Source organism: Acidithrix sp. C25 (assembly GCF_904848545.2).
The window spans coordinates 514185-536341 of sequence record NZ_CAJHCI020000007.1; the positions used below are offsets into that span (position 1 = coordinate 514185).

The window sequence follows — 22157 nt, forward strand, 5'->3', positions numbered from 1 at the left end:
TTTTGAGGTGCAGCCATTCGAAGCGTACGTGAATAATTGGTGGGATCAGAGCCCAAATTGTTTTTCGGATAGTCAGATAGATTCTCTAAGGCCTGGTGGATGGGTATCTGCTTGTTGTCGAGGGCGTTGTTTGTCGGCACGGAGACAATTGCATAAGTTGATTTTTACCCGTTTTGGATTTTAAGCTCCGCACTTAATGCCGAATCAGGCATAGTAACTGCATTCGGAGTCAAAAAAATACCACCTGAAAGAGTCGATTTATGAATTGCGCGATGGCCTCCTAGGATAGTGAGTTCTGCCGTATTCAACTGAACAGCTAATGAAGCTGTTTTAGGGTTGTGCTGGAGTGGCTCACAAAACGGACGTTTATGGACCTTGGCGGTGCGAAACTTTTCGAAGGGTGAACGGCCGCTTGGCTCTTCAGTGCTCTGAGCGTCTTGGCTCCTATCTCAACATTTCTTGTATATGAGCGATTTTTATTCCGCCTAAATGATAATTTGAGCGGCAGAACTTGAGTTCGATTAAATGGTGATCGAAAGGGCTATCCAATAGCTTTTGGTCGAAGTCATCATGGTTGGCAGATCCTGGAATTTCTAGTTAGAGAATGTGATGCGCATCTTCAATTTGGGTTGAAAATCTAATTGGGATCAAAGATAAGACCAGTTTGGAGAAGATGTTTTGACCATTGGTGAACAGGTTCACTTATTACTTTGAGGGATTTCTCGTTAGCTTTGTTATTTTTTGATCAAGATTCGTTACAAAAGTAGGTTTTTAGGGCTCTCATTTCCATAACCTATAAACGCCTTGCCTATAAATGTCCTTAGATTGCTATATTCGCGCTAGTTTGGATATCATATGCATTCTTCAAGCGAGCTACTCGAAAATAATCAAATTAAGCTTCTCGTTGAGATCTCCGAAGAGGAGTTGCTCCCAGCGGTAGAAGTGGCCTTTCGTAAGGTCTCGTCCCAAATTCGTATGCCAGGATTTCGCCCTGGTAAAGCCCCAAGAAAGGTCCTTGAGTCTAGGCTTGGTGCTGGTTTTGCTCGTATGGAAGCGATCAATGAGAATAGCAATCGTTGGGCCGAACAAGCGATAATTGAGAACGAGGTTGAGCCGATATCGGCGCCAGCGGTAACCGTTCTAGAAGGCGAAGAGGCTGGTCCTCTGAAGCTCGATGTTATCGTAGAGGTTCGCCCAACTCTAGATCTCGAAGGTTATGGAGATCTAACTTTCGAGGTGCCAGCAGGCGAGGCCTCAGAGGATGAAGTCAACGAACAGATAGATCGACTTCGGGAGGCACTGGGATCATTAGAGGATTCAGACGGTGCAATATCCCAGGGATCAGTTGTTACCGTAGATCTAAGCGTCACCTCTGATGATAGCGAAGCACCGACGGATATCAGTGACTATGTCTATAGGATTGGCGCGCCAGAGCCTTTTGAAGGCTTGTCTGATGCCCTTCTAGGTAAGGCCGTTGGCGAAAGTTTCGAATTTGTATTGACGGATGTAACTGACGAGGATCAACTAGACGATCTAGACTTCGACGATCTAGAAGCAGAAGATATTTCGGAGGAGTCCGTTGCTCAAGAGCCCGAATTGGAGCCAGTAGAGAACGATTTCGAGAAAGCATCGACAATCGTCAAGGGTGTCATCAAGGAGCATCAGGCTCTAGTAAAGCCCGAGTTAGACGATGCGTTTGCCTCTGAAGCCTCTGAATTTGAGACACTTTTGGAGCTACAAGAGGATATCAAGAGGAATCTCGATAACTATCACAAGTCGATGCTTAGAAATACTTGGCGTCATGTCGTAACGAACAAACTGGCTGAGATCGCTGGATTGGCGCAACTTCCTTCCTCTTTGGTAAGGATGGAGTTTGAGAATATGTCTCACAACTTCGGACACCGGATTGAAAATAGTGGTCTATCTTTGGCCAAATATCTTGAGCTTGCAAACTTAACTGCCGATGAATTATCTACTCAAATCGCAGCTGAAGCTATTGTAGAAAGTCGATTTGACTTGGTGTTTAGGGCTCTGGCGAAGGCTGAGGGCTTGAACGCAACGCCTGAGGAGATCGATCTAGAGCTGGGCAAGATTGCTCTGTCGAATGGCGTGGACATTGAGGATGTTCGTGTTCGTTTGAGTGAGGCCGGTCAATTGGTTGGTTTGAGAGTGGAAATTGCAAAGCGAAAGGCCCTCGACTGGTTGTTTGAAAATTCGAAGTTTGTGGACGCGAATGGAAACGAGTTGAGCCGATGGGACGTAACTGGTGAAGTTGCTCCATCTTCGATAGAGGTCTCCACAAAGGAGGCCGAGGCTTTGGAAGGATCCGAGACGGCAGATGTCGAGGTAGAAGAATCGGTTGATTTAGAGTTAGTAACGGAAGATAGCGAATAGATCGAGCGCTTTGAGCGTTAGATGCTGTAGACGAATCGCCAAGTTGTAGGAGGCTAAGTGAAAGCATATAACTATTTGGTACCGACCGTAGTTGAGTCGTCCAGTCGCGGCGAGAGGTCCTACGACCTTTATTCTCGGCTCTTGCGTGAGCGAATCATTATCTTAGGTACCCCAATTGACGACGCAGTTGCAAATTTAATCTGTGCACAGTTGCTCTTCCTTGAGTATGAGGATCAAGAGAGAGATATAAATCTATATATCAACTCTCCAGGTGGCGACATCACTGGTCTCTTCGCCATCTATGATACGATCAGATTTATCAGGCCGGATGTATCAACTTTTTGTTTTGGACAGGCTGCTTCTGCCGCGGCTGTTTTATTAGCTGCCGGAGCGAAAGGCAAGCGTTACGCTCTTCCCCATGCTAGGGTTCTGCTTCATCAGCCTTACGGAGGCGTTGGTGGACAGGCAACTGATATTGAGCTTCAGGCCAAAGAGATATTGCGTATGCGAGATATTCTCAACGAGATGTTGGCTTCGGATACAGGACAAGATGTTGAGCGGATTTCGCATGATACCGATCGAGATTTCATCTTGGATGGACCTGGGGCCCTGGAATACGGAATTATTGACGAGGTCTTGGCTTCGAGGCTCGCTATTGAGACAAGGTCCATCGTCAACTAATTATGGATGTGGCTATCCTTGGATCTCCCTTGGTTAGCCACGGTGGCCAGTTGGGGCTAGGATAGATTCCCTAGGTTGGAGGAAGTGGGAGTGGTCAAGTACAGTGACGGCCAAGAGGTCGTAAAGTGCAGCTTTTGCGGAATGTCTCAGAAGCAGGTACGCAAGCTGATTGCTGGCCCGAGTGTTTACATTTGTGATGAGTGTATTCGGCTTTGCGTTGATATTATCTCGGAAGATGAGGGTGTAAAGACCGATCTTCAAGTCGATAAGTTGCCTACGCCCCAAGAGATTTCATCTTTTCTTGATCAGTTCGTCGTTGGTCAGGAACGCGCCAAGAAGATCCTCTCTGTTGCGGTTTATAACCATTACAAGAGAGTTCAGCAGAGTTCAACCCTCGATAAAGAGGTCGAGCTTTCAAAGTCGAACATCTTGCTGTTAGGTCCAACCGGTTGTGGCAAGACGCTACTTGCGCAGACTTTGGCTCGCATGTTGAATGTGCCTTTTGCCATCGCTGACGCGACAGCTCTAACAGAAGCAGGTTACGTTGGAGAGGATGTTGAGAACATCCTTTTGAAATTGATCCAAGCTGCTGACTACGACGTAAAGCGAGCGCAGACCGGCATTATTTATATAGATGAGATCGACAAGGTCGCTAGAAAAGCTGAGAATCCTTCAATAACCCGAGACGTCTCTGGTGAGGGCGTCCAACAAGCGCTGCTAAAGATTTTAGAGGGTACCGTCGCCTCGGTTCCGCCACAAGGTGGTCGAAAGCATCCTCATCAGGAATTTATACAGATTGACACCACAAATATTCTTTTTATTTGTGGAGGTGCTTTTTCTGGATTGGAACGGATTATTGAGTCGCGAATTGGTAAAAAGACCATAGGTTTTCGCGCTGATCTTTCTAACGATCGATTTGAAGCTACCGAGCTTTTTCATTCCGCACTACCAGAAGATCTTTTGAAGTACGGTCTTATTCCAGAGTTCGTTGGACGGCTGCCAGTAGTTGGGGCAGTTTCGAATCTGAAGCGTGATTCGCTAGTTGAGATTCTTGTTGAACCTCGTAATGCGTTAGTCAAGCAGTACCGTCGCACCTTTGAGATGGACGGTGTGGAACTCGAGGTGACAACTGATGGTCTTGAGGCGATTGCGGACCTAGCCCTTCTGAGAGGGACAGGAGCTCGCGGATTGCGAGCGATCTTGGAGGAAGTACTTCTGGATGTAATGTATGAATTGCCATCGAGGAATGACATTCAACGTTGTGTAATTGACGCAAAGGTGGTCTCTTCAAAGGCGGCTCCAACTCTTATTCCAAAGGAGAAATCGACCGAGAGGCCTCCGCGTTCTAGGCGAGCCTCTTAGCGAATTGGTTAATTTCTTTCAAAGGCGGTGCGCACTTGTGGTCTAAGCACGATGCCTTGGCGTGGCTTGATTCGCATGCAAATTTCGAGAGGTCGCGGCAATTTGAACGCCCACCTTCGCTGGAAGGCGTTCGAGCGGTTCTTCAAGCACTTGGGGTTAACAAGGATAGTTTTGAGATCATCCATGTAACAGGAACAAATGGTAAGGGTACCGTTTCTCATATTGCTTCCGAACTTCTTTGCGCTATGGGTCGGCGTGTTGGTCTCTTTACCTCTCCCCACGTTCACATCTTGAATGAAAGAATTCGAATCGATAATATCGCTATCGATGACAACCTTTTGATCTCTGAATTGTTGGTAGTCAAGGGCGTAATTGAGCAACTTGGCCTTGAGCTTTCATGGTTTGAGATAGTGACAGCTCTTGGACTGTCAACTTTTTACGCTGAAGGTGTAGAGGTGGCAGTGGTTGAGGTGGGCATTGGTGGCACTTGGGATTCCACCAATGTTATCGATGGCGACGTTTCTGTTATAACGTCTGTTGGTCACGACCATTTGGAGCTTCTTGGGCCAACTCTGGCCGATGTGACCCGTAATAAAGTTGGCATTATCAAAGCAGGCTCAGTTGGTGTGGTCGCGAGTTTGGATGCCGACTTGATGGAGATTGTCTTCGAGACTCAGAATGCCGGATTGGCTATAGTTGGTCGGGATATTCTGGTTTCAAATCTCCGACCGGCCCTGGGAGGTTGGCAGTTCGATCTGGTCACGCGACGTTCGCTCTTGGACGATCTTTTTCTATCTCTTCATGGACGCCATCAAATCTTCAATGCAGCCTTGGCAATTAGTGCGGTGGAAGAGTTAGAGGCCAGATCTATCTCGCAAGATCTTGTGCGTATGGTTCTGGAGTCGGTGGTGATGGCCGCGCGGATTGAGGTTGTATACCGATCTCCTCTTGTGATAGTGGATGGCTCGCATAATCTGGAGGCGGCCAGGGCTCTCGGCGACTCTATCTGCATCGAATTTGAGGGTGTGGAGCCGATTGTGGCGGTTGTGGCCATGTTGGAGGGTAAAGATACCGAGGGTTATCTACGCGAGATAAGGCGTTTCTGCGGCACGGTAGTGGTGAGTAGTACTTTTGATGTGCGCTCGGTTTCTATCCAGGACCTTTCTGAGATTGCTACTAAGGTCGGATTAGAGGTGGTTCTATCGGAGAATGTACCGAGCGCCGTATCGATTGCTATGAATTTAGTCGGGGACGTTGGTGCCGTGGTCGTATGTGGATCCTTTAGAACCGCGGCTAGTGCGCGAGAATTTCTTATATCTTGATGCTCCAAGGAATTGCATCTTTGTGATTCAGGTAGTTATGGGCTTCGGACTTGTAAACTTGTGGGCTATGAATTCAACCTTTTTTATGTGTAAGCCAGATGCAGTGGAACGAGGGCTAATTGGTGAGATCATTCGCCGTATCGAAGCTACAGGATTGAAGATTGTACGAGCGGAATTGCGTGTGGTAGATGAAGCTACCGCAAAGGCACATTACGCGGAACATGAAGGCAAGCCATTCTTCGGAGAGCTGATCTCATTTATAACCTCGTCGCCAGTCTTTGTAACCGAGATTTCTGGACCTGATGGGACTTGGGAGATCGTTCGTAAGTTGATGGGAAAGACCAATCCGGCCGAAGCTGCACCTGGCACTATCCGGGGGGATTTGGCGACTTCGATCTCAGCTAATCTCGTGCACGGCTCCGATTCGGCAGATTCAGCCCGCCGTGAGCTGGCTAATTTCTTCCCAGTTCGCTAGGACCAGTAGTTGATGTTTTGATTTGTGCAAATGCTCATTAGACTGTTTGTTATATCGCATATATTATCAGCGAACACCATTTAGGGCATTTGAGGCCCTAGTCGGATAGACCCTCTCTTTTTATTTACATAGCACCACGGAGGATTCCATGGCATTCGGAATTTCATTTGGCAGGGACATGGCGGTTGACCTAGGTACCGCTAACACGCTCGTTTACGTTCGTGGTAAGGGGATCGTTCTGAACGAACCCTCAGTCGTTGCAATTAACACCAAAGATGGTCGGCCGCTAGCGGTCGGCGTCGAAGCTAAGAGGATGATTGGGCGTACCCCAAGTAATATCCAAGCGATTCGCCCTCTAAAAGACGGCGTTATCGCTGACTTTGAGATCTGTGAGAAGATGCTTCGGTACTTTATTCACAAGGTTCAATCAAAGCGCTTTGGTAAGCCTCGTATGGTCATTTGTGTTCCGTCAGGTATTACAGGGGTGGAACAACGGGCAGTTCAAGAAGCTGCCGAATATGCAGGCGCTCGTAAACCCGCATATATCATCGAAGAACCAATGGCGGCAGCTATCGGTGCCGGCTTGCCAATCCATGAGCCGACTGGCAATATGGTGGTCGATATTGGTGGTGGTACAACCGAGGTCGCAGTAATCTCCCTTGGCGGTATCGTTACCTCAAAGTCGATTCGAATAGGCGGCGACGAACTAGATGAGGCAATAATTGCCTATATCAAGAAGGAGCATAGCTTAGCTCTTGGTGAGCGGACCGCTGAAGAGATGAAGATGGCCCTTGGATCGGCGACTGTTCTAGAAGAAGAGTTTCAAGCAGAGATTAGGGGCCGCGATCTCGTAACGGGCCTTCCAAAGACGATATTGGTCTCCACGCAGGAGATACGTAAGGCGATAGAAGAGCCTATAGCTGCGATTGTTGATGCAGTAAAGTTCACCCTTGATAACACGCCACCAGAACTTGCCGCAGATATTATGGAGCAAGGAATTGTTCTAACTGGCGGCGGCGCACTGCTTACAGGTCTTGATAAGAGGATCCACGCCGAGACGGGTATGCCTATCGTTGTGGCAAATAATCCGCTTCAATGTGTAGCTTTGGGATCTGGTCAGTGTCTAGAGGAGTTTGAGGCACTCAAGCAAGTGCTGATTTCAGCTAGTAGTCGATAGGGAGCCAGCAAGCCAAGGTGGCTACTCAAATATTTAGACGCCCTCGTATCACTCTCGTTATATTAATTTTGGTTTCGATTTCACTGATATCAGTGAGCTATAAGAAGACACCGCCATTTATAACTGGAGCGAGAGGATACGTTCGCGACATAGTTACGCCGATAAGACAAGGTGCCACTGCATTAGTGACACCTATCTACAATACGATAATTGGTGCTTTTGACTACTCGTCTCTCAAGGCTACCAATCAGAAGTTGGTAAATGAGATAGCGTTGATTCGCAATCAAAGAGTTGTAGATGCTGGAGCGGCTAGGTCTCTTGCTCAGCTCTCCAAGCAGTTGAAGATACCATATGTTGGCAATATACCTAGTACTCCGGCTCAGGTTATCTCGGTAACTCCTACGAATCTTCAGATGAGCGTTGAGATCGATAAGGGAACCTCTGATGGAGTTGCCATTGGCAATCCAGTTGTCTCGAATCTGGGTTTGGTTGGGCGAATTATTCAAGTGTCTCCTAGTTCTTCTACTGTACTTTTGCTAAACGATCCAAACTTCTCCGTTGGAGTGCGTTTTGGCAGCGCTTCTCAATTGGGACTTGTAGTAGGGCAGGGGGGCGGTCAGAAGTTGAGCGTTCAACTTGTGGATCCAGGTACAGTCCTGCCTGTCGGAACATTTATGTATACCAGCGGATTGTCCGGCGAGATCTTCCCGGCAGGAATTCCGGTTGGGTCGGTCTACAAGGCTTTTACTCCTCCGGGCGGACTGCAAGAGCACGTGGAGCTGACACCTTTAGCATCGCTTTCTAATTTGAATTACGTTTCAGTGCTTCACTGGCTGCCAGGTGTAAAGCTGCCATGAACCGTAGCTCTTATTATTTCAAGCTGCCATTTATAATTCTGTTGATTGCAGGGCTTCAACGTTCCCAGTTGGGTACTTTGACGATTCAGGGGGTTCACCCGGATCTTTTATTGGCTGGCGCGATAGTCATTGGATTGATCGAGGGCCGCGAGGCTGGTGCTATTGCTGGCTTTGTGTTTGGCCTGATAGCGGACTCGTTTGCGTCAATTCCCTTTGGTGTATCTAGTCTGGTATATGCGACCATCGGATACTGTGTAGGCCTCGTAGAAGTTACTTCAATGCCGGATTCGCTCATAGCTGAGGTTCTTATCTCTTTGGTTGGTGGGGCAGTTGGAGTGGCCTTCTTGGAGGTTGTAGTCCGAATTTTAGGTTTAAAAACTACGCTCAGTGCTAAGTTTTCGGTGGCGCTGATTGTTGTTGCAGCGGTCTGTGGAATCTTCTCTTTGATAGGGGTTCCGCTATTTCGCTGGTTGATTAATTTGGGATCAGGAGATCGACCACCGAGTCGACGTAGTTCGCGAAGTTTATGACTTTTGAGAAAAGGGTCGAATGAGTTTTTTTGATTCAGAGGAGCCAGGTCGGGGGTCACTCTCAGATCGTAGGCGAATACGAGCAGTTGGTTTCGCCGTATTTGCTCTGTTTGTTGCTTTAATCGCTCGTTTGTACACCTTGCAAGTTTTGCAAGTGTCGACGTATAGGTCGCTTGCCACTCAAAATCAGGTTAGGTCTGTGGTGACATCGCCGCCTCGTGGCCTAATCGTGGATAGAAATCAGAATTTACTCGTTGGGAATCAGGTCGTCGAGTCCTTGACGGTGGATCAAACGATAGTTACCAAGTCCCCATGGGTTCTAAAGAATATAGCTACTGAGCTAGGTGTTCCCTTGGCAAATATTCAAGCAGCTTACAACAGTCCCCAACAGAGTCCTTATGCTCCGGTTTCGGTTGCTTATAACGTTACGAAGGCACAGATAATTTATATCAAGGAGCATCCTTCTCTATTTCCAGGGGTTTCAAGCTCACTTGGCACACAGCGGGTCTATCCAGAGGGAACCACTGCATCTCAGGTTTTGGGGTATGTGCGACAGATCTCCGCCAGCCAATTGGCACAATATGCGGCTGCCGGATATCAGGCCGGGGATCAGATTGGCCAGGCCGGAATTGAAGCAAGCTATGAGAAGTACCTTCGAGGAGTTCCCGGCAAGAAGACTTTGCAAGTTAATTTTGCTGGCAAAGTGGTTGGAACTCTTGCCAATACTCCACCAAAGCCGGGTGACAACGTGGTTTTGAATATGGACTTGAACCTTCAAAAAGCAGTAGAGAGTGCGCTCTCAAGCCAGATTGCCAAGTTGAGCCATACCTACGATCCATATCGTCATCAATACTTCACGAATCTTTCCGGTGCTGCTGTCGTTGAAAATGTCAATACTGGGGCTATCGTTGCTATGGCATCGTATCCGACCTATAATCCTTCAGTGTGGGTCGGTAACATATCTCAGGCGGCGTACAACAAAATTACCTTACCCCAATACGGTGATCCGACTTTCAATAGGGCTATTGCTGGTGAATATACGCCAGGGTCGACCTTTAAGTTAGCTACCGCCTCTGCGGCGCTCTCTTCTGGCTTGATCTCTCCATATTATTACTATAACGATACGGGAATCTTCAATATCCCCAATTGTAAAGTTGGAAGCGGCCTGTGTAGCTTTCACAACTCTGGCTTTGAACACCTTGGATCGATCAATGTAACAACAGCTCTCACCGCCTCTGACGATATCTTTTTTTACAATCTTGGCTACATGTTTTATGCAAATACGCAGACTTACGGCACCTCTCCAATTCAGAATATGGCCGCTAAGTATGGGTGGGGCTCGCCAACTGGGGTTGATCTTCCAGGAGAGGCAAGTGGCCTCGTGGATTCACCCGCTCTTAGGGCTCTATTGCATAAAAAGTATCCGAAGGCTTATCCCTATAGCTCCTGGTATACAGCAGATCAATTGGAAATGGCCTTTGGTCAGGGTGAGACCGTGATTACGCCAATTCAAATGGCGAATGCTTATGCAACCTTTGCCAATGGCGGTACTAGGTATGTTCCACAGATGGTAGCCGGAATCGTAAATCAGAATGGGAAGGTGGTCAAGACCTTCGCTCCGAAGGTTGCCGCCAAGGTACCCCTATCGGCTGTGGACAGAGCTGCGATGTCAGCCGGCTTTGCTGGAGTTATTTCGAACCCCCTTGGAACAGCTTATGGCACCTTTTCTGGCTTTCCACTTTCTAGTTATCCATTGGCAGGTAAGACTGGAACGGCTTCTGTTACAGGATTGGAGCCAAATGCGTGGTTCGTGGCCTACGGACCACTTCCCAAACCACAGTATGTTGTTACAGTAGTGGTTGATCACGGTGGTTTTGGTACAAGTGGAGCGGCACCTGTTGTTCGTACGATCTTTAACTATCTTCGAACTCACACCATTCCCCCCGTCACATTTGGCCAGCCTCATATTCCAGCCGGCGCTACTACCTACGCTAGATATGGCATCAAGACAACCCCAACAGCTACAACATCGACTACTGGCGTGGGTGGAGCGTCAAAAACTGGTGGCTCTGCTACTGCCCCAGCTACAACCACCACAACGAAAAAGGGCTAGTTCGTTTTTGTTTTTTGAGATCTTCCAATCTGTAGATCTTCTAGAGTCTGGAGCTTTCAAATGAACTTTGGGCGGCTCGATTGAGGCTTACTTATTCTTTGTTGCATCAAGTAACCGACTACGCATTCAATGGGATACTCAAGAGTGGGCTAGACTGTATGTAATGGATTTTCCCGAATTTTGGAAATTGATTGGTGTGCGGTATATTCCTATGGCATTAATAGCTATAAGGTTCTCGTATTCTATCGGCACAATGTCAGTATCTGATTCCCGTGGGAGAACCCTGAATTTTTCCGAGCGTCTTTGCGACGGAGGTAAAAGGTTTGACCGATCGAGGACCGTGAGGCCTTCGAGCACTGAATTTTCGACATTAGGTTTAACTCGATTTCCGTTCCTTGGCGCTAGATCACACTTAGGAAGTGCAGGTTTTAGATGTCAACAGGTAATAATCCAGAGGAGAGTTCAAAATCTCCCCTGATCCCACCGCCGATAACGGTTGAGCATCAGCGAACGAGCCAAGATGCTACTAACGCTCCATCTCGTTCAAATAATTCGAATGGTCAAAGGCCAAGATTAGAAGGGCAGGCGACTTCGGCGTCCAACCCACAACCAAGGCGAAGCCGAAATCGACGTCCACAGGGTCCTAGGAATGCGACAGGGCAGACTGGCCAGCCGCCACAGAGCGACTCGCTCGAGGTTCCAGGCAATGTAAGTCCTAAGACCGAAAGGCCAAATGACAGGCGACCAAAGCGCGTCCTTCCGCCAAAGGCATCAAATGAGGCTCCTCCCTCTTCGAATCTTCCAAATCAGGATCGAGAGCATCGAACCCATCTTCCTCGTTTCGCAAGAGCCACCCCTGAAAGCACGGAGCTATCGCCGTCTGCGCCACAAAACCCTGTGCGTAGAAAGCGCGGCCCCAAGTCAAGGCAATATGGCGTCGTAGATGAACCAGTGCGATATAGCGTTGATTCTCAGCTGGCAAATGAGACAAAGACCGATACTCGTGGAAGTCGCCGGGCCAACCAACGAATTGGTCGCTCGAGAAATGGACGGCCGCTAGGGCGGTACCTAATGTGCGTTCACAAGGCCGATGATTTTGTCCAGATCGCAGTACTCGAGGGACGAACCTTAATTGAACACTATGTCTCTAAGGTCGGTCAGGATCCCAATGCGATAGATGGAAATATCTATCTGGGCCGTGTCACAAATGTCTTAGCGGGCATGGAGGCTGCATTTGTTGACATCGGTACAACCAAAAATGCGGTGCTATATCGGGGCGATGTTCGTTATGACCGTGACGATTTAGTTGAGGCTCCGTCCCGCGAGGTAAGAATTGAGCATCTTCTACGTCCGCGACAAGTAGTTCTTTGCCAAGTCACCAAGAACCCTATTGGGACCAAAGGAGCTCGTCTTACCCAGGAGGTGTCGCTTCCTGGGCGATTTGTCGTTCTTGTGCCAAACTCGGAGAGTTACGGTATCTCAAAGCGATTACCTGACGACGAGCGTCGTCGACTTCGGCGTATTTTGGGCGAACTGAAACCGGAAGGTTTTGGAGTAATTGTCCGTACTGCAGCAGAAGGCGCTAGTGCTGATGAGCTTGGGCGTGACATCTCTCAACTTGTTGAGATGTGGAAGGCTATTGAAGCCAAGGCTAAAGTCGCACATGCACCAACTCTTTTATATTCAGAGCCGAACGTTGCGGTTCGAGTAATTCGCGAGGAGTTCAATAGAAACTATAGAGGCGTGATCATAGATGATGCAGATATCTATGACGAGGTTCACTCCTATGTGGGGAGCATCTCACCTGAGTTAGCTGATCGCGTAGAGTATTATGATCCAGCCGAAGCAGGACTTCCGCTCTTTGAAGTCCATCATGTTCACGAACAACTCCATAAGGCGATGGACAGGAAGGTTTGGTTGCCGTCAGGTGGTTATCTTATAATCGATCGCGCAGAAGCCTTGACTGTGGTTGATGTCAATACAGGTAAGCACGTAGGAACGGTCTCTCTGGAGGAGACAATACACCAAACGAATGTTGAAGCTGCAGATGAGATAGCCCGACAATTGCGACTGCGCGATATTGGCGGAATCATAATTATTGATTTCATCGACATGACTGTTGAGGTCAACAAAGAGGACGTTCTTAGAGCTCTCAAAGGTTCGCTTTCGCGCGATAAGACGAAGACTCAAGTATATGACATCTCCTCGCTTGGTTTAGTAGAGATGACTCGCCAGAGAGTCTCTGAAGGATTAGTCGAAGCGCTCTCAGACGCCTGCCCTACGTGCAAGGGGCGTGGGATGGTATTTCTAGATGTCGAAGTTCTCTAGATAGTCACTAGACTGTTCAACCTATGTATGCAGTTATTAAGTCCGGTGGCAAGCAGGAAAAAGTTTCGGTAGGCGAGTCCGTGCGACTTGAGCTACTAGATGGTCTTATTGGAGACTCCGTTGAGTTCAATCCAATCCTTGTCGTTGATGAAGAAAATGTTGTAAGCGGTGCCGCCGCAGCTAACTCTGTGGTACGGGGTGAAATTGTAGGCTTCGCTAAAGGACCCAAGGTGGTTGGCTTTAAATATAAGAATAAGTCCAACAACCGCAGGCGCTTTGGTCATCGTCAAAAGTATGTAATGGTCAAAGTTCTCGAGATCGCAAAGTAACTATTTCTTTGGGCCAAAAGGTCTCAAATGAAAGGTTTTAGGTCGTTTTTTGACCTTAATAATAGATAGGAGTTGAAATGTCAAAGACTAAAGGTGGTGGATCTACTAGAAACGGTAGAGACTCTAACGCCCAGCGCCTTGGTGCGAAGGTATTCGATGGTATGACCGTCACTGCAGGGTCGATTTTGGTTCGACAACGGGGTACTCGGTTCCATCCTGGAATCAATGTTGGCCTTGGTAAGGACGACACTCTATTTGCTATGGCTAACGGCGTAGTCAAATTTGGCGAGCGTAAGGGACGACGTCTAGTAGACATCGTCTAAACCCACTAGAGGTATTTTGGTCCATGGCGACCGACGCTAATTGATGAATGAACCTCGGTTAGACCCGAGGTTCATTCATTTTGAAAGGAATAGTATGTCAGGTTTCGTCGACAAGGCCCAGCTGCACGTCAAGGCTGGTGACGGTGGTGCGGGATCAATATCTTTCCGCCGTGAAGCTCACGTCGATAAGGGCGGCCCTGATGGAGGCGACGGTGGTGACGGAGGAAATGTTGTTTTGCTTGCCACTGACGACATGGTGTCGCTCTTGACGTTCGTCGACCAACCCTTTCGAAAGGCTGAGAGCGGCGTTCACGGAATGGGCAAAGCTCGCCATGGCCATCGTGGCAAGGAGCTGGTTGTTCGGGTTCCTACCGGTACGGTAGTTCATGACCTCGAAGGCTTAGCTCTTTGTGATCTCTCTCTTCCCGGGATGCGTTATGTGGCAGCAAAGGGGGGTCAAGGCGGGCGAGGAAATGCACGATTTCTAGCCAATAAGCGTCGTGCTCCTACCTTCGCAGAACAAGGCGAGAAGGGCGAGGAGTTTTGGTTCAACCTCGAATTGAAGCTTCGTGCCGATGTCGCGCTGGTTGGTTTTCCGAATGCGGGTAAGTCAACTTTGATCTCGGTTATGAGTCGCGCCCAACCAAAGATAGCTGACTATCCATTCACTACTTTAAAGCCCAATTTGGGCGTCGTGCGTTTGGGCGACAGCTCTAATTTTTCTGAATATGTTGTCGCTGATATTCCAGGTTTAATCGAAGGTGCCTCAGAAGGGCGTGGACTTGGCCATGAATTTCTCCGACATATCGAACGGGCCCGCGTTCTTGTTTATTTGTTAGATGGTCTTGAATCCCAAGGTAAGGCTGTGTTGGATCAATACGAGATCCTCCAACAAGAGCTTGGCGCATATATGCCAGATCTCTTAGAGCGACCCTGTGAAGTAGTCATCTCTAAGGCAGATACCCTTGATCCAGAGATAATTGCGAACCCAGGTGACTATTTCGGCGTAGATGCGGATTTCGTTATCTCCGCGGTCACAAGGATGGGGATTTCAGAGCTAACAAAGGTCTTAGCCGAGAAGGTGTCCAACGCCAAAGAGGTCACGCCAATGGATGCTACAAGCGATGAAATTGTTATAAATCTCTCAACCGAAGGCTATAGTGTCGATCGTGAGGCGCCCAATCGATTCAGAGTGTCAGGGCGTGCAGCAGAGCGAGCGGTAGCTCTATCTGATGTGACTACGCCTGATGCTAGAGAATATATCCATACGCGACTATATCATCTCGGGGTATATCGATCTTTGGTGCGAGCTGGAGCTACCGATGGCGATGAAGTGGCTATCGGGGAGTTTGAATTTATATATTATCGCGACTAAATGGCTCGAGAACCTTCGCCAATATGGCTATGAGTAACTATTGCTACTTTGCAAAATGCGATCGCGAAAGATTTTAGATCTGCTTTTGAAATCCGATCGCACTATTTATGACTTACTTGATTGGTACTTGATTGGTAAAAGTGTAGAGGTTTGATCCAAGGTGAATTTGGTTGTCAAGATTGGCTCGTCATCTGTTACGACGGACGAATTTGAGATAAATGAAGCGACATTGAATTCGCTCTGCTCGCAAATAGTCAAGGTTTCCAAGTCGGGCCACAAGGTAGTCGTGGTTACTTCAGGGGCTATCGCTATTGGCTTAGGGATGCTTGGCTTGACTGGCGATAGGCCGACGGAGATGGATCTCCTCCAAGTGGCATCTGGCGTAGGTCAAGGGCGTCTTTTTGACTATTACGCCAAGCGCTTTAGCCTCGAGGGCTTGCTTGCGGGGCAGATCTTGCTCTCTGGTTCAGACTTTATGGAACGGCGACAATACCTATCGGCTAAAGCTACTCTTTCGAGAATGCTTGAGATGGGAGTTATCCCGATTGTAAATGAGAATGATGCGATCGCCGATGACGAAATTCGCTTGGGGGACAACGATCGAATTGCGGCATTAGTTGCAGGTTTGGTTGGTGCCGACACTTTAGTTCTTTTGACCGACCAAGATGGTCTGTTTTCTGGCGATCCACGGATTTTTGAAGACGCCACCTTGATTGAACAGGTTGAAGAGGTCTCAAGAGAGTTGGCTGCCATGGCTGGTGGTAGAGGGACGACTCGCGGCAGTGGTGGCATGATGACCAAAGTGATGGCTGCTAGAATTGCGGCCTGGTCGGGAGTTGAGACTTTGATCACCTCGGCTTCAAATGCAAGCTCACTAGATGACGCTATTGAACGAGTTGCTGGAATAGGTACTTGGGTGGCCAAGAGCAGGCGCCGATTGGCGGCTCGTAAATTATGGATTGCTTTTGCGCTTCCAATTGATGGTTTTGTAACGATAGATGAAGGTGCACGTAGAGCGATTACTCAAGGTGGCTCTTCTCTCTTGTATGTGGGAGTCAGAAACGTCGGCGATTCTTTTGAAGTAGGATCAGCAATAGAGGTGCGAGCACTCTCTGGAGAGGTGGTCGCTAAGGGCCTGGCCCGGATCTCTGGCGTCGATCTCTTGAGGCTTATGGATGCTGATAAGAGTCAACTCGGCTCTGAGTTCTCATCGGTCTTGATCCATAGGGACGACCTTATCGTTCTTGAGTGACCTAAGTTCCCATGTTGTCGCCGTTCCATGGCTCATTTTTGGTTTAAATTGTTTTTGAGCAGTACGTGGCTGGAAATTGGATCTCTATGTTGGAGATTTCCTAAGTTCGCCCATATTAATTTGGACCACTTGAACCGGGCCGCTTAGGTTAGTCTTTAATGGTATGGAACCAAGTGAAGAAAGAGATCTATCCTTAGAGGAGCTCGCCCAAGGCGCAAAGAGTGCAACCCAGGTAGTCGCTACGGCTTCCACAAGCACCAAGAATGCTGCTCTAGCCATGATGGCACAAGAAATTTTGGCCCATAGTGATGAGATATTGGCTGCTAATGAGATCGATCTCAAAATGGCTAGTGAGCTCGGTCTCGCCTCGACTGCTATCGATAGATTGAGGCTGGATCACAATCGAGTATTGGCAATGGCCCAACAGATAAAAGAGATCATTAAATTGCCAGATCCAATAGGGCAAGTAACGAGCGGCTATCGATTGGCTAATGGACTTAATGTTCGAAAGGTTCGTGTGCCATTGGGGGTTGTCGGGATTATATACGAAAACCGACCCAACGTTACTTCCGATGCGGGCGCACTTTGTCTTAAGTCCGGGAATGTCGCTCTTTTGCGAGGATCGTCTGCTGCAATAAATTCCAATCGGGTGATAGCAACACTGTTGCGGGGTGCAATTGGTGAAGTTGGATTGAGCCCAGATGTTATAACTTTGATTCCTTTCACCGATCGTGCCTCAGCTGGTGAGTTCATGAGGTTGAATGGCAAGATTGATCTTTTGATCCCGCGAGGTGGTAGATCTTTGGTCGAGGCTATAAAAGAAAATGCCACAGTGCCATATGTAATTGATGGCGATGGAAACTGTCACATCTATGTCGATGAGAGCGCGAACATTGAGATGGCGATCGAGATCATCGAGAACTCCAAGGTACAAAGGCCCGGTGTATGCAATGCGGTAGAGACTGTTTTGATACATACAAAGATTGCTCGCCAACTTCTAAGCGCATTGGATGAGAGGCTCTCATCGGTTCAATTGCGAGGTGATCTCAATACGACGGCTATCGTTCCGCGGGCACTTTTGGCGACGGATGACGATTATGCGAATGAGTTTCTGGATTTGGTCCTAGCGGTGAAGATAGTTGATGATATGCCCGATGCGATCGACCATATCAGGCGCTTTGGAACCGGTCACTCAGAAGCGATTATCACTGAGAGTTACGCCAATGCAAATTATTTTTGCGAAAGAGTTGACGCTGCTGCAGTTTTGGTAAATGCATCGACACGATTCGTAGACGGTAATCAGTTGGGACTAGGTGCTGAGATCGGAATTAGTACTCAAAAGCTTCATGCTAGAGGGCCAATGGGCTTAGTTGAACTCACAACTGAGAAGTATGTGATAGAAGGCAGTGGTCAGGTTAGATCCTGATTACATAATATTTAGAAAGATGCAATTGAATCAGGATTATATATCAACCGGACAGGAATTTAAGACTATCGAAATGGTAGATGAGGCCCTATTGGGGGCTAAGTACCTCTCCAACAGGACGATTTCAACTACTGTATTTCTATCAATAGTTCTTCGCAAGCCAATATTAGTTGAAGGACCAGCGGGAACCGGTAAAACCGAGTTGGCAAAAGCTCTCTCGAGCTCGTTGGGTGCCGAACTGATTCGCCTCCAATGTTATGAAGGTTTGGACGATGCTAAAGCCATCTACGAGTGGAATTATTCAAAGCAGTTGCTTAGGATTCAGTCAGCACAAGCCTCGGGTGCTTCGGCGGAGTGGGATGAAGTAAAGTCCGACATCTTTTCAAGTGAGTTCCTGCTCTATCGCCCATTGCTGAAGGCAATAGTTACATCGGCCCCCGCCGTCTTGCTGATCGACGAGATCGATCGGGTCGAGGTTGAGACCGAAGCCCTATTCTTGGAATTACTTTCAGATTTTCAGGTCACCATACCTGAATATGGTACGATTAGCGCCACTCGTCATCCGCTTGTAATTCTGACGTCGAATAATACTCGCGAACTCTCTGAAGCCCTAAAGAGACGATGTCTGTTTTTGCACATTGGCTATCCTGACCGTGATCGCGAAAAGGCTATTTTGACTATGCGCGTTCCTGGGCTTTCAAGTGCGTTGGCTAATTCGATAGCTGATTTCTTGGCGATGCTTCGAACATTGGATTTGAAGAAACATCCATCTATCTCTGAGTCGCTAGATTGGGCTATCACTTTGATGACACTAGGGGCGACTGAACTTGAACAGCCAATGGTGATCTCAACTCTCAATGTCTTATTGAAATATCAGGCTGACATTGAAAAAGTATTGTCTAAGGTCTCCTAGGTTAGCGCTATGTTTGATCAGATCGTAGACTTTGCAGAGACCTTGCGCCTTGCTGGTGTTCCCGTTTCAATGACTGAGGTGGTTGATGCAGGTAGGGCAATATCGGCAATAGGTGAAGTCGACAGAAGCTCCTTTCGGGTTGCCCTTTATGCCACCTTGGTAAAGGATGAGTCCCATAGTGAAGTCTTCGACCTTATCTTTGATGTCTTTTTTTCAAAGAGATCAAGGTCTTCTTTGGAGATTGAAGACCCTCATGGTCTGGCCCCAGACCATGAGGGCGAGGGTGACGACTCCAAGGGATCGGAGATTCAAGGGGCGCGCGACCAAGGGGACTCCGGAGGTGAACTGCGCAGTTGGATCATAAAGGCGCTTTTGGAGAATGATCGTGCTCGGCTGTCGCGTTTGGCACGCGGAGCGGTAGCTAGATATGCAGGTATGGAGCCAGGACGCGCAGTAAGTGGTGTCTACTATACCTACAGGACCCTAAAGCAACTAAATATCGAGATGATCTACGATGCGTTACGAGAGGCGCGATCTGGCGACTTAGATGGTGGCAAGATGTCAGACGCAGTCGTTGAAAACGATCTACAAGAACTATTATCCAATCTTCGCTCTGCAGTCGCTGACGAGGTGCGCCAGCTATTAGTTGAGGATCGTGGTGCCAGAGCGGTTGCTAAGACTATGCGACCTACGCTTCCAGAAGATATCGAATTCATGCAGGCATCCCGTGATGAGATAGCTAAAATTCGCCACGCGATAAATCCTCTCGCGAACAAGCTTGCCGCACGTTTGGCTCGGCGACGACGCCTTGGCCATAAGGGCGGCTTAGATTTTCGCAAGACCTTTCGCGAATCATTGGGTTATGGCGGCGTACCTATGGCGTTGAAGTTTCGTTCACCACGGCCCTCTAAGCCAGAGATATTTATCGTTGCTGACATTTCGGGCTCCGTCTCGTCCTTTGCTCGTTTTGCGCTGCAACTCGTCTACGCCCTCTCTGAGCAATTTTCGAAGGTGAGGAGTTTTGTCTTCATCGACGCTTGTGACGAGGTTACGGCCTACTTCGATGCTGCCTCCTCCATCGAAGATGCTTTGCGAGATATAAACACCAAGGCCAATGTTGTTCACATCGATGGCCATACCGACTACGGAAATGCGCTGTCGCAATTTGAAGAGCGATATGGTAGATCGATTAATAAAAAGTCGACCATAATCATCTTGGGAGATGCCAGAAACAATTACCATTCCTCGCGTGCGGAATTGTTGGCCAAGCTTAGGAGAAATGCAAGAGCTCTTTTTTGGCTGAATCCAGAGCCCTCTAACTATTGGAATTCTGGAGATTCGATCATCTCTGAGTACGCTAAATATTGTGACAGCGTAGTTGAATGTCGGAATTTGCGTCAGCTTGAAGAGTTCGTGGATCGTCTAGGTTAGGTTTTCTTGAAGATTATGAACCTAACCTAGAAATCTTTGACCGGGAGTATTTGAGGGCGATGGAAAAGGCTAAAGGGTTCATCGAGCTTATCTTGATTCGTCACGGGGAGTCGCAATCCACCTTGGATATGGTTGTTGGGGGACATCTTGGCTGTAGAGGCTTGAGTTCATTTGGGATGACTCAATCGCTTGAGCTAGGGGAATTTTTGTCTTCGAAATTCTCTACAATCTCTTCTTCAAGGGTGGTGGCCTCGTCGATTTTGCGAACAACTCAGACTGCTCAGTTAGCGATTGGGATCGATCCAAGTGTCATAGAACGCCTCTGTGGCCTTTGTGAGATAGATCCAGGAGAAGACGATGGTAAGGCATGGGCGAACCTGAGCTTGGTGGAGGTCAAAATTGACTCTGCGATTGGCCCGGGTGGCGAGTCAATCGTGCAAATGTACGACAGGGTAGACCTCTGCTTGGGAGAACTTTTGGCGGAGGCTAGTAACGCACTTTTGGCGGCGGGACAGGACGCACGCGAAGGTCCGACCTTTGTATTTACGCACCGAGGTCCAATATCTAGTGCTTATGCAATATGCAAGGGAACCGGAGTTACCTCTCTCAAACAATACGTCATTGAGACCGCAAGCGTTCATTCGCTTTTGGTCTGTCGTGACTCAATTGAGGGGGCTAGAACCCCTCGTCTTTCGAGCTTTTTAGGTGCAAATATCCAAGAGATATATCCAGTTCACGCCAGATAGGTTTTGTGGCGATCAACAGGATTAATTGAGATGCGAAGAGATCCATGTGATCCGCAGCGCTTGATAGACAAGGAGATTGTAAGAGTCTTTGTGAAGTGTCGACTTGCCATTATTATAATAGACTGGGCGAAATTTGGTTGAGGATTTGGTGTCTACTATCAATTGCAATGGCGCTAGTCATAATCAATCATTTTGAGTACCGATATTCCTAGGTAATGACACATTTCAAAGATCGGGATGAGGCAAATCCATCTATTGAATCTTTAAATGCGCCCAATGACTATCAATTGCGAAAGATGCCAGTCTTATCGCCTATTATTTGTTATTAGTTGTAATGTCTTAGAATCCATGAATATCCATAAAATTGCTGGATAAACGCAATCAATCTATCCATCTATCAACCACCCAACCAATCGCTCGCACAGAGAGCTTATTGTCCGGCCTCAAACAGTGGAGTCCTCAAGAGTAAAGTTTTGCTATACGATTCAAGGTGGCAATTATCGATCTTTGATTCGTTTTTGGAGCTTTAGTTAGTTCGAGCATCTTTGGGCTCCTAGCGTTGCGATAGTCGAACGTTTCGGTGACCCTGCATCTGGAGGCATCTAGCTCTAAAAGTTCATAGCGCCAAATGTGATGGCCCCAATGGCGCCAAGCGATGACGCGCCCCTCTTCGAATTCAACGACCTCATTTGTAATACGGTAAGGAATTCCAAGTTTCATTGACATTGAGAATTTGGCTCCTAGGTAGAGACGGTCTGGTCCAGAGATGTTACCTTTCACCGAATTCGAGCCGTCGAAGCTTGAATGCTTTTTGGGTTGGGCCAGTAGATCAAAGACGTTTGACGCGCTTGTGTTAACTTCTATGGACTCTGATATAACTCTATTTTTCATCTAACTCCTCCGACTGCGATCTTAGGAGGATAATGAGGGTTCTATTGACTTATTGGCACTTTATATTAAAGAGTGCGGTGGTGGCTCACTTGCTTTTGCTTTGCGACATAAGATTGAACTGCAATGTTTGCCCTAATCGATAGCTGTGGTAGGTTGTCCATCTCAATGATAGGTACGCTAATTTCTTGCCTTAGAGTCTTTAGTGGTGCCAGCAATAGTCCACTGTTGAAAT

General features: G+C 47.9%; 19 protein-coding genes. 18 read left to right on the top strand and 1 reads right to left on the bottom strand.

What is annotated here, in order from left to right; translation table 11 throughout:
* The first annotated feature begins 855 nt into the window (after window positions 1-855).
* The 18 genes from tig to ACIDITHRIX25_RS83890 all read left to right on the top strand — a co-directional run bounded on the left by tig (window position 856) and on the right by ACIDITHRIX25_RS83890 (window position 21034).
* Entirely contained in the window at window positions 856-2394 is a 1539-nt protein-coding gene (tig, locus tag ACIDITHRIX25_RS83805; protein WP_201732019.1) for a trigger factor, read from the top strand.
* Between the two features lie 57 nt (window positions 2395-2451).
* Complete coding sequence (locus ACIDITHRIX25_RS83810) at window positions 2452-3075, top strand: ATP-dependent Clp protease proteolytic subunit (RefSeq protein WP_052604101.1); 624 nt, start codon at window positions 2452-2454, stop codon at window positions 3073-3075.
* A gap of 90 nt (window positions 3076-3165) precedes the next feature.
* Window positions 3166-4437 carry an ATP-dependent Clp protease ATP-binding subunit ClpX gene (clpX, locus tag ACIDITHRIX25_RS83815; RefSeq protein WP_052604114.1) on the top strand — a complete coding sequence of 424 codons (1272 nt, stop codon included), beginning with the start codon at window positions 3166-3168 and terminating at the stop codon, window positions 4435-4437.
* A gap of 35 nt (window positions 4438-4472) precedes the next feature.
* On the top strand, window positions 4473-5759 hold the full coding sequence (locus tag ACIDITHRIX25_RS83820) for a bifunctional folylpolyglutamate synthase/dihydrofolate synthase (protein WP_201732020.1): 1287 nt from the start codon (window positions 4473-4475) through the stop codon (window positions 5757-5759).
* 67 nt (window positions 5760-5826) lie between these two features.
* Window positions 5827-6234 (top strand): nucleoside-diphosphate kinase, encoded by a 408-nt coding sequence (gene ndk, locus ACIDITHRIX25_RS83825; protein WP_052604113.1) that lies wholly within the window; start codon window positions 5827-5829, stop codon window positions 6232-6234.
* A gap of 148 nt (window positions 6235-6382) precedes the next feature.
* Complete coding sequence (locus ACIDITHRIX25_RS83830) at window positions 6383-7411, top strand: rod shape-determining protein (RefSeq protein ID WP_052604099.1); 1029 nt, start codon at window positions 6383-6385, stop codon at window positions 7409-7411.
* 17 nt (window positions 7412-7428) lie between these two features.
* Window positions 7429-8268 carry a rod shape-determining protein MreC gene (gene mreC / locus ACIDITHRIX25_RS83835; RefSeq protein WP_201732021.1) on the top strand — a complete coding sequence of 280 codons (840 nt, stop codon included), beginning with the start codon at window positions 7429-7431 and terminating at the stop codon, window positions 8266-8268.
* A complete protein-coding gene (gene mreD, locus ACIDITHRIX25_RS83840; RefSeq protein ID WP_052604097.1) occupies window positions 8265-8798 on the top strand; it encodes a rod shape-determining protein MreD in 534 nt (177 codons plus the stop codon). The genes mreC and mreD overlap by 4 nt, the downstream gene beginning before the upstream one ends.
* Before the next feature lie 19 nt (window positions 8799-8817).
* Complete coding sequence (gene mrdA / locus ACIDITHRIX25_RS83845) at window positions 8818-10911, top strand: penicillin-binding protein 2 (protein WP_201732022.1); 2094 nt, start codon at window positions 8818-8820, stop codon at window positions 10909-10911.
* A 432-nt stretch (window positions 10912-11343) separates the two neighbouring features.
* On the top strand, window positions 11344-13239 hold the full coding sequence (locus ACIDITHRIX25_RS83850; RefSeq protein ID WP_052604095.1) for an Rne/Rng family ribonuclease: 1896 nt from the start codon (window positions 11344-11346) through the stop codon (window positions 13237-13239).
* A gap of 23 nt (window positions 13240-13262) precedes the next feature.
* Window positions 13263-13568, top strand: coding sequence for a 50S ribosomal protein L21 (gene rplU / locus ACIDITHRIX25_RS83855; RefSeq protein ID WP_052604094.1), 306 nt, complete (start codon window positions 13263-13265; stop codon window positions 13566-13568).
* A gap of 77 nt (window positions 13569-13645) precedes the next feature.
* The gene (gene rpmA, locus ACIDITHRIX25_RS83860) at window positions 13646-13891 is read left to right on the top strand and encodes a 50S ribosomal protein L27 (RefSeq protein ID WP_052604093.1); all 246 of its coding nucleotides are present in this window, start codon (window positions 13646-13648) and stop codon (window positions 13889-13891) included.
* Window positions 13892-13985: 94 nt separating this feature from the next.
* Window positions 13986-15266: a GTPase ObgE gene (gene obgE, locus ACIDITHRIX25_RS83865; RefSeq protein ID WP_052604092.1), complete on the top strand. Its 1281-nt coding sequence runs from the start codon at window positions 13986-13988 to the stop codon at window positions 15264-15266.
* A 160-nt stretch (window positions 15267-15426) separates the two neighbouring features.
* The gene (gene proB / locus ACIDITHRIX25_RS83870; RefSeq protein ID WP_052604091.1) at window positions 15427-16518 is read left to right on the top strand and encodes a glutamate 5-kinase; all 1092 of its coding nucleotides are present in this window, start codon (window positions 15427-15429) and stop codon (window positions 16516-16518) included.
* Between the two features lie 163 nt (window positions 16519-16681).
* Window positions 16682-17944 (top strand): glutamate-5-semialdehyde dehydrogenase, encoded by a 1263-nt coding sequence (locus ACIDITHRIX25_RS83875; RefSeq protein ID WP_201732023.1) that lies wholly within the window; start codon window positions 16682-16684, stop codon window positions 17942-17944.
* Window positions 17945-18017: 73 nt separating this feature from the next.
* Window positions 18018-18857 (top strand): AAA family ATPase, encoded by an 840-nt coding sequence (locus tag ACIDITHRIX25_RS83880; protein WP_349632178.1) that lies wholly within the window; start codon window positions 18018-18020, stop codon window positions 18855-18857.
* Between the two features lie 9 nt (window positions 18858-18866).
* The gene (locus ACIDITHRIX25_RS83885) at window positions 18867-20288 is read left to right on the top strand and encodes a vWA domain-containing protein (RefSeq protein WP_052604088.1); all 1422 of its coding nucleotides are present in this window, start codon (window positions 18867-18869) and stop codon (window positions 20286-20288) included.
* Between the two features lie 59 nt (window positions 20289-20347).
* Complete coding sequence (locus tag ACIDITHRIX25_RS83890; protein ID WP_201732025.1) at window positions 20348-21034, top strand: histidine phosphatase family protein; 687 nt, start codon at window positions 20348-20350, stop codon at window positions 21032-21034.
* 459 nt (window positions 21035-21493) lie between these two features.
* Here ACIDITHRIX25_RS83890 and ACIDITHRIX25_RS83895 read toward each other — a convergent pair whose 3' ends face one another.
* Complete coding sequence (locus ACIDITHRIX25_RS83895) at window positions 21494-21925, bottom strand: SRPBCC family protein (RefSeq protein WP_201732026.1); 432 nt, start codon at window positions 21923-21925, stop codon at window positions 21494-21496.
* Between the last annotated feature and the right edge of the window lie 232 nt (window positions 21926-22157).

What these genes read in the sequence shown, in the direction of transcription:
- obgE (WP_052604092.1), top strand. Translation starts at nt 13,986, where the DNA reads ATGTCAGGTTTCGTCGACAAGGCCCAGCTGCACGTCAAGGCTGGTGAC.
- ACIDITHRIX25_RS83880 (WP_349632178.1), top strand. Translation starts at nt 18,018, where the DNA reads ATGGTAGATGAGGCCCTATTGGGGGCTAAGTACCTCTCCAACAGGACG.
- ndk (WP_052604113.1), top strand. Translation starts at nt 5,827, where the DNA reads ATGAATTCAACCTTTTTTATGTGTAAGCCAGATGCAGTGGAACGAGGG.
- mrdA (WP_201732022.1), top strand. Translation starts at nt 8,818, where the DNA reads ATGAGTTTTTTTGATTCAGAGGAGCCAGGTCGGGGGTCACTCTCAGAT.
- ACIDITHRIX25_RS83890 (WP_201732025.1), top strand. Translation starts at nt 20,348, where the DNA reads ATGGAAAAGGCTAAAGGGTTCATCGAGCTTATCTTGATTCGTCACGGG.
- rplU (WP_052604094.1), top strand. Translation starts at nt 13,263, where the DNA reads ATGTATGCAGTTATTAAGTCCGGTGGCAAGCAGGAAAAAGTTTCGGTA.
- mreD (WP_052604097.1), top strand. Translation starts at nt 8,265, where the DNA reads ATGAACCGTAGCTCTTATTATTTCAAGCTGCCATTTATAATTCTGTTG.
- rpmA (WP_052604093.1), top strand. Translation starts at nt 13,646, where the DNA reads ATGTCAAAGACTAAAGGTGGTGGATCTACTAGAAACGGTAGAGACTCT.
- tig (WP_201732019.1), top strand. Translation starts at nt 856, where the DNA reads ATGCATTCTTCAAGCGAGCTACTCGAAAATAATCAAATTAAGCTTCTC.
- ACIDITHRIX25_RS83850 (WP_052604095.1), top strand. Translation starts at nt 11,344, where the DNA reads ATGTCAACAGGTAATAATCCAGAGGAGAGTTCAAAATCTCCCCTGATC.
- ACIDITHRIX25_RS83830 (WP_052604099.1), top strand. Translation starts at nt 6,383, where the DNA reads ATGGCATTCGGAATTTCATTTGGCAGGGACATGGCGGTTGACCTAGGT.
- ACIDITHRIX25_RS83895 (WP_201732026.1), bottom strand. Translation starts at nt 21,925, where the DNA reads ATGAAAAATAGAGTTATATCAGAGTCCATAGAAGTTAACACAAGCGCG.
- ACIDITHRIX25_RS83885 (WP_052604088.1), top strand. Translation starts at nt 18,867, where the DNA reads ATGTTTGATCAGATCGTAGACTTTGCAGAGACCTTGCGCCTTGCTGGT.
- ACIDITHRIX25_RS83875 (WP_201732023.1), top strand. Translation starts at nt 16,682, where the DNA reads ATGGAACCAAGTGAAGAAAGAGATCTATCCTTAGAGGAGCTCGCCCAA.